Origin of the sequence: Streptomyces sp. NPDC007084 (assembly GCF_040703595.1) — a bacterium.
In the GTDB taxonomy this organism is placed as follows: Bacteria; Actinomycetota; Actinomycetes; order Streptomycetales; family Streptomycetaceae; genus Streptomyces.
Window position 1 is genome coordinate 14177 of record NZ_JBEYFY010000078.1, and the last position, 14243, is coordinate 28419.

Sequence of the window (14243 nt, forward strand, 5' to 3'; positions counted from 1 at the left end):
CCGGCCCGCGCTCACCCGTGACGTGCGGCCGTGAAGACGTGGGTGCCCGCTCCGAGGCCGGAGACGGTGACCCGGTTGCCGGTCACCTCGACCGTACGGTCCGAGCGGCGGCGTCCGTCCCACAGGGTGCGGCGCCCCGCCCGTACCGTCACCTCGCGAGCGTCCATCGGGAAGGTGACCGCACCCCGGGTGCCCGACGGGGCCCGGACGGTCAGCTCGAACGCCGCGTGCCCAGCCTCCCAGTCGACCTGCAACGGGCCGTGCGGTGTGGGGAGTTGGCCCTGCGCCCAGGTGATTCCGGCGGGCTGGGGACGCACCTCCCAGGTGGTGTAGCCGGGGGAGGCCGGCCGGGCGCCGAGCAGTTGATGGGTCAGGGCGGGCAGCACACCGGTGGACCAGCCGTGCGCCATGCTCGTATAGGCGCCCTCGTACAGCGATCCGCCCGGGCCGATGCCCTCCCAGTGCGTGACGCCGGGGTCGTGGCTGTCCATCCAGCCGTACGTGCGCCGGATCTGGTCGACCGCCGACTCGGCCCGGCCGCTCTCGAAGCGGGCCACGATCTCCGGGTACGAGGTGAACGCGTACACGCGCTGTGAGGCGTCGCCGAAGAGGGTGTCGTTGTCCATGAAGGCGTTGCCGTACGGGCGTTGGGTGGTGGCGTCCAGATGGGCGAGCGCCGAGGCCGCGCGCCCGGCGTCCGCGACCCCGGAGGTGACGGCGATCGCGTTGCCGTCCTGTGCGTGCCGGACGGGACCGGTCCCGGAGTCGAGATAGGCACCGGCGTCCGCGTCCCACAGATGGGCGTTGACGGCGTCCTTCACCTCACCGGCCCGCCGGGTCCAGCGCCGCGCGTCCGCCTCGCGTCCGAGCCAACGGGCCATCCGGGCGGCGTCGTTGAGGGCCTGGACGTAGTTGACGTTGTAGTAGGTGATGCGTCCGGTGCGGCCCAGGAACGCGTAATCCCCGTACCCGCCGGTGCCGTTGAGGCCCTTGCTGAGCAGCCCCGCGCTGTCGGTGACACTCGGGTACCAGGTGTCCAGCACCTTGACGAGGTTCGGGTAGTAGCGGTTCGCGTAGGAACGGTCGCCCGTGTAGAGCACGTAGTCCCAACTGCACGTCACCCACCACAGGGGATAGTCGAACAGGGGCAGCGCGTAGCCCGAGATGGAGGCCGGCGGGATCCAGCCGTCGGCGCGCTGGTGGTCGGCGAGGTCGGCCAGGACGTTGCGTGCGGCGGCGGCAGCGTCGTCGTGCGTCAGATAGAGGGTCCGCGCCGAAACAGCCAGGTCCCCGACGTACGGGTCCCGGTCGCGCTTGGGCCCGTCGTGGAGCACGAGCTTGCCTTCGAGGGAGGCGCTCCAGGCGTTGCGCGGATCGACGTCGTCCTGCCGGAAGGTGTCGGTGACCAGCTCGTTGGTGTACGAGGCGCCGTACCAGTAGCGGTTGAGGTCGTCGTCGGAGCACAGGAACCAGCCGCGGTAGGTGCTCGGGGTGCCGAGGTAGGCGGTGAAGTCGAGGCCGACGGAGTCGATCTCGACCGTTCCCCACGGCTGCGCGACGGGCGCGTCACCGGCCAGGGCGTCGAGGGTGATCTTGAGGTAGCGGAAGCCGTGCAGGCCGTCGGCGTAGACCTTGCCGTCCGACTGGAACCCCTTGTGGTCGGTCCAGTCGGCGCCCCCGGCCGGTACGGCGAACTGGTCCGTCCCCTGGCCCGGCGCGCCGGACTGGTCGGAGCGGGTGAAGTCGGAACGGTCGGTCAGGAACTGCTTCGTCTCCGAGAACGCCAGCCGCACACCGGGGGAGTTGTCCGACGCGGAGCTGAACCGGACGCGCGGGTACCCGACCACGACCTTGCCGAAGTCGAGCGTCACACTGGGCGCCTCCACCGGGGCCACGGGCTCCGGCCACACCTCGTTGACCCGGGTGAAGGCACCTCGCGGGGTGTCCTGGACGCCGGTGACCGTGATGCGGAGCCGCGTGGTGGTCACCCTGGCGGAGAAGGGCACCGCCCGCTGGATGACATCGTTGTCCGCGACGGTGGCGACCGTCCGCCAGGCGCCATCCGTCCACGCGTCCACCGTGAAGTCGGTCGGTACGCCGTCGCTGTTGGAGAGCAGCGTGATGCCGGACAGCTCCCGCGCCTCGGGCACCGTGATGGTGAGCGTGTCGGGGAACGCGCCGATCGTGTCGTCGTTCCAGAAGGTCTCCGGGTCGCCGTCGATCGCGTTCTTGGCGTCGTACGTGCGCGGCTGCCCGTCGTTGCCGTTGTTCCCCGCGTGCGCCGACGACGCCTCGGCGACGGTGCCCTCGGGCCAGCGTGGGGCGGGAGCGGGCCGGGGCCGCCGCAGAACGGTCCTCGCGCCGCCGGGCTTCAACAGCCCCTCGGGAGCGGTCACATCGCCGGTCGAGGCGATGATCCGCAGGGGGCGTACGGTGCGGGAGGGCGGAGCCTGGACGTAGCGCTGCCAGCCGGTTCCGGGGCGGGGCGCTGTGCCCGGCGCGGCACCCGCGCCCGTCCTCTCGGCGGCACCGGCGACCCCCGGGAAGGCGACCCCGGCGGCGCTCGCGACCAGGGCGGCACCCCCGACGCCGACAACGGCCCGCCGGGAGGGCCCGGCGCCGGCCCGTGTCCGGGGTTCGCTCTCGGTTCCGGTTCCGGTTCCGGTTCGGGTTCCGGCTCCGGTCTCGGTTGCGGTACCGGTCTCGAAGATGTCACTGCCTGGAGTGCTGTTCGACGACATGACGCCTCATTCCTCATGCATTGAAACGATTCAATCGCAACGGGCGAGGTGACGTTATCCCAGGAGGCGGATGGCGTACAGGGATGGGACAGGGGGAAGTTGGGGCGGCGAGGGCACTAATCCTCCCGTCTCAACCTCGCCCAGGTGTGGGTGTCAAGGCCGCTTCCCACGTACCGCCACCGCCCGTCGTACCGCTCAAGGAACGTGATGTGTTCCCGCGCTCTCGGGGACTTCGGGCGCGTCACGATCCAGATCGCCGCCACACCGGCGTCGTCGTCCACATCGGCCGACGCCACCGTGAACACCCGCCGGGGCACCCACCACGGCTGCGGCGCACCTTCGGCCCGCGCCCGCCGCGTCACACCCCGCAGAAAGCCCACCCACCGGCGTCTGGTCCACAGGGCGACTCCGTGTGCCTGCATGAGCTTGCTATACCCAGGGCGCGGCGCGTTGCCCAGTGCCGCCGGGTCGGCGGGCCGATCGGCCGGGTGCGCGGCCGAAGCCGATCTCGGCGCGGTCGGAAATCGATCTCGTGAGGACGCGGGACGCCGCCCCCGCCGCGCTCACCCACACCGGTGATGAGTTTTCGGGGTCCTGTCCGTCACACCTATGACGGACACGATGCGGCGGAAGGATGACGTGATGAGTGCGGACACGCGGCTGGACGAGGTGGCTGTGGGCGGGCTGGGCGAGGTGGACGAGGTGGCTGTGGGCGGGCTGGGTGAGGTGGACGAGGCGGTGTTCTCGGGGCTGGTGGAGCGGCACCGCAGGGAGCTGCACGTGCACTGTTACCGGATGCTCGGGTCGTTCGAGGACGCCGAGGACACCGTCCAAGAGACGTTCCTCCGGGCCTGGCGGCGGCGCGAGACCTTCGAGGGGCGGTCGACCTTCCGGGCCTGGCTGTACCGGATCGCCACCAACGCCTGCCTGGACCTGCTCGCCAGGTGCCGCCCGGAGCCCGCGACCGGCGGCGAGGTGCCGTGGCTCCAGCCCTACCCGGACCGGCTGCTCGACGAGCTGCCCGCCGGCGACGCGGACGAGCCGGAGGCCGTCGCCGTCGCCCGGGAGACGATCGAGCTGGCCTACCTGGTCGCGGTCCAGCACCTCGCGCCCCGCCCCCGGGCCGTACTGATCCTGCGGGACGTGCTCGGCTGGCCGGCCAAGGGCGTCGCCGAACTCCTCGGCGACTCCGTCAACTCCGTGAACAGCGCGCTCCAGCGCGCCCGTGCCGGGATGCGTGAGCACCTGCCCGCCGAGCGACAGGACTGGTCCGGCGGCGAACAGGACCCCGGCACGCGCGAGTTGGTGCGGCGCTACACCGACGCCAGCGTGGCCACGGACGTCGACCGGCTTGCCGCACTGCTGCGCGACGACGTCCGCTGGTCGATGCCGCCCACACCGGGCGTGCACCTCGGCCGCGACACGGTGGTGCACGCCTGGGTCGAGGGCGGCTTCGAGAGCATGAACGGCCTGCACGCCGTCCTCACCACCGTGAACCGGCAGCCCGCCGCCGCCTTCTATCTCCGGCGGGAGCGGCAGGGCGCGTATCTGCCGCTGACGGTCGACGTCCTGCGCGTGACCGGCGGTGCGATCACCGAGATCGTCACGTTCCACGAGGACCAGTTCCCCCGGCTCGGCCTGCCGGAGCGCCTGCCGGCGGACGGGGGAGGCGCGGACGGGGAAGGCGCGGACGAGCCCGGGAACGGTTCGGAGTAGTCCCGTCAGCGCCATTCCGCGGGCACGTTGGTCAGTTGCCGCGACAGATTCCAGTCGGGCGGTCTGGCCGCGGGCTCGAACCATCTGGCTCCGTCGGCGATCCACGACTCCCGGTACCGGCGGACCGCGACCGGACTGCCGTCGTCGCAGCCGGACTCACCGCCGCAGCACTCGCAGATGACGAACAGCGGCAGCCCGTTGGCGTCGAACCGGACATCGTCCACGTCCAGCCCGCATATCCGGCACACGGTCTCCAGTCCGTCTTCGATCGGCACAGCCTACGGATACCCAACGATCGGGCCTCGGCCTCACTCTCCGACTCCGACGACCCGAACCCGGCCCTCGTCGCCACAGGCTCCGCCGTCTCCGAGGTCTCCGCTGTTCCGAGGTCTCCGTCACCTCCGCGATCCCCGCGACCCCCGCGATCCCCGGGATCTCCGGGATCTGCGGAACCTCCGTCCTCTCCGTCGATCCCGGAGGACAGGAACCCCGCCGGCCCGCGAAGAGGCGCGGGCGCTTCCGGCCCGGGCGCCCCCCTCCGGCCGCGAGCGGCCCGTACCCGGACCGCACTCGCCGGGCAGCGCCGTAGACCCGGCCATATCTTGAGAAGGTGAGCCGTTCCAGCGTCCCGCCCGAGGGTGGCGACCGTATCGACGCCCCCTCGGAGTCCGTATTGGAGCCGACGTCGAGGGCGAAGCCGGACTCGAAGTCGAAGCCGGTGGCGTCGACAAGCCGACGAACCGACTACGCGGGTGCCATCTACGGCTCGATCCTGGCCGCCTCCGTCGTGGCCACGGCAGGATCGGCGGAGGCTCCCTCGCGCCGGGAGATCATCGTCCTGCTGCTGGTCTCGGGCCTGGTCTTCTGGGCCACGCACGTCTACGCCCACCTGGCCGGGGAGCGGGTGGTCGGTCAGGCCTGGTCCTGGCCGGAGATCCGCCGGAGCGGTGCGCACGAGTGGGCCATCGTCGAGGCCGCCGTCCTTCCCGCCGCAGCCGTGGCCGTGAGCTGGTTCGGGATGAGCGTCAACACCGGGCTGTGGCTCGCGCTGGGCGTCGCGGTAGCCCAGCAGGTCGTGTGGGCGTGCCTGGGAGCGGCCCGCGCGGGCGCCTCCCGGGGGCAGATCATCACCGAGGGTTTCGTCAACCTGGCCCTCGGCCTGATCATCGTCGCCGCCAAGGTCATCCTGAAGGAGTGACCGCACCGCCGGAGGAGACGGCGACCGTTCCCGATCCAGGCCGACCGTACGCGCGAGACCACGACCGTACGCGCGAGCCGATGACCGTAACCGCGAGACCACGACCGTACGAAGCACACGACCTGTCGTTAGCCTGGAACGAGAGCGTGGCGCGGGCGACGGCTCCAGGGAGGCCGGTATGGCCGGAATGGCGGACGAGGGTCCCGGAGCGCGGGCGGGCGACAGGGCGCGCGGCGAGCCAGGCGGGCGGCGGTACGGCGACGTCCCCCGGTATCTGCCGATCGCGGAACACGGGCTGATCGGCGACCTGCGCAGCGCGGCCCTGGTCGGCACGGACGGGACCATCGACTGGTACTGCTGCGGACGGTTCGACGCCCCCAGCGTCTTCGCGTCGATCCTGGACGCCGACCGCGGCGGAAGTTTCGAACTGGCGGCCGACGTCCCGGCACGTACGAAACAGTTCTACTTCCCCGACACGAACGTGCTGATCACCCGGTTCTTCGCGGACGACGGCGTGGGCGAGATCCAGGACTTCATGCCGGTCGTGGACGACTCGCGCGAGGCCGACCGGCACCGGCTCATCCGCCGTGTGGTGTGCGTCCGGGGGACCCTGCCCTTCCGGGCCCGGATCGCCCCCCGCTTCGAGTACGGAACGGTCCCGCACACCCTGCACCTGGACGACGGGCAGGCCGTCTTCGACTCGCCCGCGCTCAAACTCGCCCTCACCTCCACCGTGCCCATGGAGGCGGACGGGCAGGACGTGTGGTCGCTGTTCAAGCTGAGCGAGGGGGATTCCGCGGTCTTCGCGATCGACCGGATCGACGACGACGTACCGCCGCGCCGCTGCGCCGTGGCCGAGGCGGAGAGCGAGTTCAACGCGACCGTGGCCTACTGGCGGCGCTGGCTGTCCCGGTCGCGCTACCGGGGGCGCTGGCGGGAGATGGTGCACCGCTCGGCCCTCACCCTGAAACTGCTCACGTACGCCCCCACCGGCGCCATCATCGCCGCGCCGACCACCAGCCTGCCGGAACAGATCGGCGGCGAGCGCAACTGGGACTACCGGTACGTGTGGATCCGCGACGCCGCCTTCTGTGTGTACGCGATGCTGCGCCTCGGCTTCACCGAGGAGGCGGAGGCGTTCATGACCTTCCTCTCCGAGCACGTCCGGCTCGACGACCCGGACACCACGAACCCGGGCGGCCCCCTCCAGATCATGTACGGCATCGACGGCCGCCGTGACCTGCCCGAACGCGAGCTTCCGCATCTGGAGGGCTACCGGGCCTCCGCCCCGGTGCGCGTCGGCAACGCCGCCGTCGGACAGCTCCAGCTCGACATCTACGGAGCCCTGGTCGACTCCCTCTACCTCTACGACAAGTGGGGCCAGCCGCTGTCCAGCGCGCACTGGGACGGCATCAGCGCGCTCGTCGACTGGGTGTGCGAACACTGGGACCAGCCCGACGAAGGGGTGTGGGAGACGCGCGGCGGACGCAAGACGTTCCTCTACTCCCGTCTCATGTGCTGGGTGGCCATCGAGCGGGCGATGCGGCTGGCCCAGCACCGCGGGCTGCCCGCCGACACCGTGCGCTGGGGCGCCGCCCGTGACGAGATCTACCGGCGCATCATGAGCCGGGGCTGGTCCGACACCCGCCAGGCGTTCACCCAGTACGAGCAGAGCGACATCCTCGACGCGTCCCTGCTGATGATGCCGCTCGCCAAGTTCGTCTCCCCGACCGACCCGAAATGGCTCGCCACCCTCGACGCCCTGAGTGAGGACCTGGTCTCCGACTCGCTCGTCTACCGCTACGACCCGCAGGCCAGCCCCGACGGCCTTAAGGGCGAGGAGGGCACCTTCTCGATCTGCTCCTTCTGGTACGTCGAGGCGCTCACCCGCGCGGGCCGGGTCGACGACGCCCGGCTCGCCTTCGAGAAGATGCTCACCTACGCCAACCACCTCGGCCTGTACGCGGAGGAGATCGGCCACACGGGCGAGCAGTGCGGGAACTTTCCCCAGGCGTTCACCCATCTCGCCCTGATCAGCGCCGCCTTCAACCTGGACCGCAAGCTCGGCTGACCGCGCGCCACGGCCGGCCGCGCCACCGGGGCGGGTCCCGACTCCGGCACGCCCGAGGAAGGGTCCCGTCGGCGCTTACCTCTCGGGTAATCGACCCGGGGCGGCGCCGATGCCAAGGTCGTTCCCGACGGAGCCCGATCGGCCGGAAGGACGCCATGAACGCCTACGCCATAGCCCACCTGCGCGCAGCCGACCCGCACCCCGAGATCGCCGACTACATGGAGCGGATCACGGCCACCTTCGCACCGTACGGCGGCCGTTTTCTCGCGCACGGTGCCCGGCACGAGGTGCTGGAGGGGGCGTGGCCGGGTCACGTCGTGGTGATCGGTTTCCCCGGGATGGCGCAGGCGCGCGCCTGGTGGGCGTCCCCGGCGTACCGGGAGATCGCCCCGCTGCGCTCGCGGCACATCGAGGGCGACATCATCCTGGTCCCCGGTGTCCCGGAGGGCTACGATCCGGCGACCACGGCGAAGGCGATGCGCGAGACGCTGCCGGCCGAGTAGCGCGAGACGACGTCGGCCGGGCAGCGGGCGCGGGAGCGCGGGCATGGCGGCCGGGGCTCGGGCGGCCGGCCGGCCGCCCGGGGGCCGGAACGACGGAAGGGATGGCGTCCCCCCGAATCTCGGGTGACGCCATCCCTCGCGCCGCGCGCCCGTCGGCGCGCTCAGGCGGGGAGGCCTGGACCGGGCGGCTCCGGAGGCCGGGACCTCTGGGGGAGGCGGACGGCCTGTCCGGAGCCGGACCGGAGACGACGGGTCAGCAGGCGCCCTCGTCCTGCCACGGACCCCAGTCGGAGGCACTGGGTGTCTCGTTCTGCGTCCACCACTTGGCTTTCCAGTTGTGGTGGTTGTACGAGGCCTCGTTGCCCGCCGTGTACACCGCCGTCGCGCTCCACGCCGTCTTGCAGGCACCGCTCGGCGGGGTGGGCGTCGGGGTCGGCGTGGGCGTCGGGGTGGGTGTGCCGGTGGGCGGGGTCGCCCCGGCGAACTTCACCGAGTACTTCGCGAAGTCCCAGGAGTTCTGGGCCACGCTGGAGCACGTGCCGGACGTCCGGCCGCCGTTGTCGGCGGGGCTGCACTGACGGTCGCGGTTGAGCGACCAGAACGTGAAGCGGTCCATGTTGTGGCTGGTGGCGAAGTCCAGCACGGTCTGGAAGTCGGCCTGCGAGAAGTACTCGCCGGTGTCGCTGCGGCCGTTCATGCCGGAGAAGCCCTCGTGGGCGTACGCCGTCGCCTGGTCCCAGCCGAAGGTGGACTGGAGGATCGTGTTGAAGTTGGCGAGCGCGCTGGTCTGCGACGCGGCGCCGTTGAACCCGCCGTCGAACGGCATGATGGAGAAGTTGTTCGGCGTGAACCCCTGCGACTTGGCCTCCAGCAGCATCTGCTTGCCGAACCAGCCGGTGCCGTCCGCCGTGCCGGCCGTGGTGACCGAGACGTACAGGCCGGGGTTGTTCTGCTGGAGGATCTTGGCCGCGCCGATCTCGTTCTTGATGGCCGCCGCGTTCTCGTACTCCGGCTCCTCCAGGTCGAAGTCGATGGCGTGCAGGCCGTACTTGGTGATGACCTGCTGGTACGCAGCCGCCGTGGAGGCCGCGTCCGAGCAGGCCTGGCCGAGCTTGGTGCCGCCGTATCCGCCGATCGACACGGAGACGTCACCGCCCTTGGCGCGGATGCCGTTGACGACCGACTGCACGGCGGTGTCCGAGGAGACCGCCGCTGTGCCGCCCCAAGTGGGCGAGCAGCCGCCGCCGTTGGGGGCGAGGATGAACGCGAGCTGGAACCCCTTGAGGCCGGTGGCGTCCATGATGGCGCCCGCGTCCGGCGGCTCGTTGTCCGTCGGCATCAGGTAGGGGGCGGCGGCGTACCACCGGTTGCTGAGCGCGGTGGTCGCGCCCGAGGCGTTGCCCGCGACCAGCGCGGTCGTGCCGACTGCGGCCAGGCTGACGGCTGCTGCCGCGCCCAGACATGCGCGAAGACGTCTCACGGTGCCTCCAGAGGGGGTGGGGGAGTGGCCTTAGCTTCCGGCCACTGTCGCGATCACGTCAATGAGTTGGACTAGACCAGGCAGGGCTTTGGACTAGACCATGCAATCTCTTTACCCAACGGCCCGGCGGGGGCGCCCTTTTGTCGCGGGTGCGGTGCGATCGGCCTGAGCCGGTGACCTGTACGCCCCTCGGAAATGCCGTACGCAGACATCTTGTCACTGGGTGACACCCGCTCCTACTCTCCAGTAGTGACTCGGGAGTAACCAACGGGCTTCGCACGGGACTTCGACGTCCGTAAGAGCCGGGTCGCAGAGATCCGAACCGCGCACCACCGGACCGCCACGCACAGCGCAGGACGGCGCAGTCACCGCCACGAGCATCGGGGCTTCGCCGCGCACGGCCGCTCAGGACATGTTCCGCCCCGCGCCGCACCATCTGCGGACGGGCGCTCCCGTACGCGCCGTCGGCCGATGGCGCGTACGGGAGCGCCCGTCCGGCGTCAGCCGCGTCCACGCCCAGGCCAGGGCTTACGGGACCTTCCAACACGGCCCCCGCCGAAGGGGGTTGACCCTCGCTGCCCGACGTCCCCCCGTGCTGATGGCTGCCCCGCACCACCCGACCCCCCCGAAATGGGGCTCCCCTTCACCACCCGGCGCCGTGTCGTGATGAGGGCTGCCCTCCTCCAGCAGAGCCCAGCCGAACCAAGCCGACTCGCTCCGACCCGACCCGACCCGACCCGACCTGAGCCGAGTCGACCCCGATCCGGGAGCCGTACGCCGATTCCCCACGGCCGCGGTCCCGTCGGGCTCCCCAACCGGGGTCCCACGTCACGCCGTTGACGCAGGGCCCCAACCCCCGCATCACCAACACCCTCCGAGGAAGCAGGGAGTGAGCCGCATGGAACGACCCCACCGATTCAACGGCCCCGACAGCGAGTCCCCGTCCACGCTCTCCCAACGCGGTTCCGAAGAAAGCCGGTTGGGGGCGAACCGCCCCAGATCCGCCACACCTCGTCGCGGCCGGCTCCTCGCCACGGCCGTCGCCGCCTGCGCCTGCCTCGCCGTGCAGGCGCTGCCCGCCACGGCCGCCACCGGCCCGGCCGACACGGTCTCCCGAGGGGTGACGATCCCCGCGTTCTACGACCCGCCCACGACGCTCCCCTCGGCCAACGGCGCGATCGTACGCAGCGAACCCCTCCCGCTGGCCCTCAGCCTGCCCGGTCTCGACGGACCCCTGCCGGGCAAGGCGACCCGCCTGATGTACAAGTCCACCGACTCCAACGGCGAACCCGTCGCGGTCACCGGCGCCTACATCGAACCCTCGGCCGCCTGGAGGGGCGGCGGACCCCGACCGGTGGTCGCCGTCGCGCCCGGCACCATGGGACAGGGCGACCAGTGCGCCGCGTCCCTGGGCCTCCAGCACCCGATCACCCTCAACGGCGAGACGGTGTCGGTCGGTTACGAGGACCTGTCGGTCTACCGCCTCCTCGCCTCCGGCACGGCGGTGGTCGTCACCGACTACGTCGGACTCGGCGCGACCGACCGGCTCCACACCTACGTCAACCGCCTCGACGGCGGTCACGCCCTGCTCGACGCCGTCCGCGCCGCGCGCAACCTGACCGGGACGTCCGTCACCGCCGCCTCGCCCGTCGGCCTGTTCGGCTACAGCCAGGGCGGCGGCGCCAGCGCCTCGGCCGCCGAACTCCAACCCTCCTACGCCCCGGACATCACCCTCGCCGGCACCTACTCCGGAGCGCCCCCGGCCGACCTCACCGAGGTGATCAAGGGCATCGACGGCAGCGCGCTCGCCGGCGCCCTCGGCTGGTCCCTCAACGGTTTCCTCCAGTCCGACCCCCCGCTGCGGGCCATCGCCGACGCCAACCTCAACGCCGCGGGGAAGGCCGCGCTCGCCGACCTGTCCACCATGTGCGTCGGCGACTCGATCCTGCGCTACGCGTTCAAGAAGAGCACCTCATGGACCGCCGACGGACGCTCCATGAGCGCCATCGTGGCCAGTACCCCGGCGCTGCGAACGGTCCTCGACGGCCAGCGCATCGGCAAGCTGAAGCCCACCAGCCCGGTACGCGTGGCCACCGGCACCCAGGACGACATCGTGCCGCACGGACAGGCCCGCCAACTCGCCGTCGACTGGTGCCGCAAGGGCGCCGACATCACGTACGACGCCGTCATCCTGCCCAACCTCGGCGACGGACTGCTCACCAACCACCTCGTCCCCCTCCTCACCGACCAGGGTGACGCCATCTCCTGGCTGACCGACCGTCTAGCCGGGAAGCGCGCCGTCTCCAACTGCTGGTCGATGCCCCTGCAGCCCTGACCCGCGCATCACCGTGCCCCGGCGGACCTCCGAGCCGCCGGGGCCCGCCGTACCCGCCGGGACTCGCCGGCGGGCTCTCCGTGCCGCGAGGCCTTGGCCCGCCGGTCGTGCGGACGGAGGGGCCGCGTCCGGTGGGCCGGAGCGGTGGCATCCGTATCGCGGTGCGCCCATGGGGTGGTGCCGCCCCCGCCGTACCGCGAGGATGCTTCCTCGCGCGGCACTCGCGGCCGGTCCGGATCACGGCGTCCCTCCCGTGGACGGCGGCACGGGGAGAACCGCGCCGCCCGTACGCCGAGGAGCGAAGGGGGAGTACCGATGGGTTCACACGCGGCGCCCGGCCGGTACCGGCGCGTCCTGCTGATGCCGCTCGGTCTCGTCCTGCTCGTCGGCGCGCTCATCCGGGTCCCCAGCGCCGACGGAGCACCCCGCTCGGCGGACGCCTGCCGTGCCACCGGGAACGCCCTGCCGCGCGGCGACTGCGGCCCGTTCTGGCAGGTCCTCGCGGAGGACTTCAACGGCGACCGGGTCCCGCTGGGTTCGTTCAGCGACTGCGACCACCACGCCGACACCCCGGCGGCCCACTGCGGCGGACTCACCGGCGCCTACCGCGACAACTGGTGGGCCTACCCGACCGGTTGGCAGGACACGGCGAACGACCGGCACCGCGGCGTCGTCGGCACGTACCACCCCGAGGACACCGTGAGCGTGGGCCCCGGCGAACACGGCGACGGCGTGCTGCGCATCCGCATGTGGCGCCCGGCGGACGGCGGGCCCGTCCACGCCGCGGCGCTCGTGCCGCGTGCCGTGATGCGGATGACGTACGGCAAGTACAGCGCCCGCATCAAGGTGACGAAGGCGGCTCCCGGATACAAGTCGGCCTGGCTGCACTACGGCGACGGCTGCGAGATGGACCATCCCGAAGGAGAGTGGACGGGCCGCATCACCGCCTTCCACCACCCCTGCGGCGGAGGAGAACAGGGGTATTTCCCGAGCGGCGCCTCCTGGACCGAGTGGCACACCGTGTCGACGGAGTGGACCCCCGGACACGTGCGCTTCTACGTCGACGGCCGCCGGACCGGCGAGGACACCCGGGGGGTCCCCGCCGTCCCGCTCTCCTGGGTGCTCCAGAACGAGAGCGCCCTCGAAGGCCCCGGCGCGGCCCCCGGCAGCAGCGCGGAACTCGACGTGACCTGGGTCGCCGCCTACGCGTACGGGTGGAAGTGAACGTCCCGGGGGCGTACGGGTGTCAGAACTCCTCGTGCGTGTCCGGGTCCCCGCCGAGCCGCCGGCGCGGGTGGTCGGCGACGGCGGCCAGCTCGTCCGGGGTCAGTTCGAAGCCGAAGATGTCCAGGTTCGCGCGCTGCCGCCCCGGGTCGGCGGACTTCGGGATGGGAACCGCGCCGAGCTGGGTGTGCCAGCGCAGCACGACCTGGCCCGGTGTCACCCCGTGCGCCTCGGCGATCTTCCCGAGCGCCGGGTCCTTCAGCAGACTGGAGCCGCGGCCCAGCGGGCTCCAGCTCTCGGTGACGATGCCCTTGTCGGCGTGGAAGGCGCGCAGCTCGTCCTGGGGGAGGTAGGGGTGCAGCTCGATCTGGTTCACCGCAGGCAGGACCCCGGTCTCCTCCTCCAGCCGGGTGAGGTGCTCGGCGGTGAAGTTGGAGACGCCGATCGACCGTACGAGACCCTCCTCGCGCAGCTTGATCATGGCCTTCCACGAGTCGACGTACTTGTTCACGCGCGGCAGCGGCCAGTGGATGAGGTACAGGTCGACGTAGTCGAGGCCGAGGCGGCTCCGGGACTCCTCGAAGGAGGCGAGCGTCTCGTCGTAGCCGTGATGCCGCCCGGGAAGCTTCGTGGTGACGATGATCTCCTCGCGCGGGACCCCGCCGTTGGCGACGCCCCGGCCGGTGCCGGTCTCGTTGCGGTAGTTGGCCGCCGTGTCGATGAGCCGGTAGCCGATGCCGAGGGCACCGCTCACGGCCTCCTCGGCCTGGGCGTCGTCCATCGGCCAGGTGCCCAGGCCGACGGCCGGGATCGTCGTTCCGTCATGGGCGGTGAGGACCGGGATGCTGGTCACGGGGAGCCTTTCGGATCGCTGGCGATTCGCTGACGGTTACCTCCCCATCGTGCACGGCCACCGCCGACGAGGCGACGCGGGCTCCCCGCGCGCCGCTCCCCGCCGGCCCGGCGCCGCACCGG

At 71.7% G+C, this 14243-nt stretch carries 10 protein-coding genes; 6 read left to right on the forward strand and 4 right to left on the reverse strand.

Going from position 1 to position 14243, the window contains the following annotated elements:
* Positions 1 to 11: 11 nt before the first annotated feature.
* Positions 12 to 2741: an alpha-L-rhamnosidase C-terminal domain-containing protein gene (locus AB0912_RS33340; protein ID WP_366706579.1), complete on the reverse strand. Its 2730-nt coding sequence runs from the start codon at positions 2739 to 2741 to the stop codon at positions 12 to 14.
* Between the two features lie 642 nt (positions 2742 to 3383).
* Between AB0912_RS33340 and AB0912_RS33345 the strand changes: the two genes are divergently transcribed.
* The gene (locus tag AB0912_RS33345) at positions 3384 to 4457 is read left to right on the forward strand and encodes an RNA polymerase subunit sigma-70 (RefSeq protein WP_366706581.1); all 1074 of its coding nucleotides are present in this window, start codon (positions 3384 to 3386) and stop codon (positions 4455 to 4457) included.
* A gap of 5 nt (positions 4458 to 4462) precedes the next feature.
* Here the strand turns inward: AB0912_RS33345 and AB0912_RS33350 are convergent, their stop codons facing one another.
* Complete coding sequence (locus AB0912_RS33350; RefSeq protein ID WP_366706583.1) at positions 4463 to 4732, reverse strand: hypothetical protein; 270 nt, start codon at positions 4730 to 4732, stop codon at positions 4463 to 4465.
* Between the two features lie 335 nt (positions 4733 to 5067).
* Here AB0912_RS33350 and AB0912_RS33355 point away from each other — a divergent pair, with 335 nt between their 5' ends.
* The 3 genes from AB0912_RS33355 (at position 5068) to AB0912_RS33365 (ending at position 8229) form a co-directional block, all read left to right on the forward strand.
* Positions 5068 to 5655 (forward strand): hypothetical protein, encoded by a 588-nt coding sequence (locus tag AB0912_RS33355; protein ID WP_366706585.1) that lies wholly within the window; start codon positions 5068 to 5070, stop codon positions 5653 to 5655.
* Between the two features lie 187 nt (positions 5656 to 5842).
* Positions 5843 to 7726, forward strand: a complete 1884-nt coding sequence (locus AB0912_RS33360) for a glycoside hydrolase family 15 protein (RefSeq protein ID WP_366706597.1) — start codon at positions 5843 to 5845, stop codon at positions 7724 to 7726.
* Positions 7727 to 7881: 155 nt separating this feature from the next.
* The gene (locus AB0912_RS33365) at positions 7882 to 8229 is read left to right on the forward strand and encodes a DUF1330 domain-containing protein (protein WP_366706587.1); all 348 of its coding nucleotides are present in this window, start codon (positions 7882 to 7884) and stop codon (positions 8227 to 8229) included.
* 253 nt (positions 8230 to 8482) lie between these two features.
* Here AB0912_RS33365 and AB0912_RS33370 read toward each other — a convergent pair whose 3' ends face one another.
* Entirely contained in the window at positions 8483 to 9709 is a 1227-nt protein-coding gene (locus AB0912_RS33370; protein ID WP_366706589.1) for a chitinase, read from the reverse strand.
* Positions 9710 to 10607: 898 nt separating this feature from the next.
* Here AB0912_RS33370 and AB0912_RS33375 point away from each other — a divergent pair.
* Positions 10608 to 12044 carry a lipase family protein gene (locus tag AB0912_RS33375; protein ID WP_366706591.1) on the forward strand — a complete coding sequence of 479 codons (1437 nt, stop codon included), beginning with the start codon at positions 10608 to 10610 and terminating at the stop codon, positions 12042 to 12044.
* Between the two features lie 315 nt (positions 12045 to 12359).
* Complete coding sequence (locus AB0912_RS33380) at positions 12360 to 13268, forward strand: glycoside hydrolase family 16 protein (RefSeq protein ID WP_366706593.1); 909 nt, start codon at positions 12360 to 12362, stop codon at positions 13266 to 13268.
* A gap of 22 nt (positions 13269 to 13290) precedes the next feature.
* On the opposite strand, the gene AB0912_RS33385 is transcribed toward AB0912_RS33380, so the two are convergent.
* Entirely contained in the window at positions 13291 to 14121 is an 831-nt protein-coding gene (locus tag AB0912_RS33385) for an aldo/keto reductase (protein ID WP_366706595.1), read from the reverse strand.
* Positions 14122 to 14243: the final 122 nt, after the last annotated feature.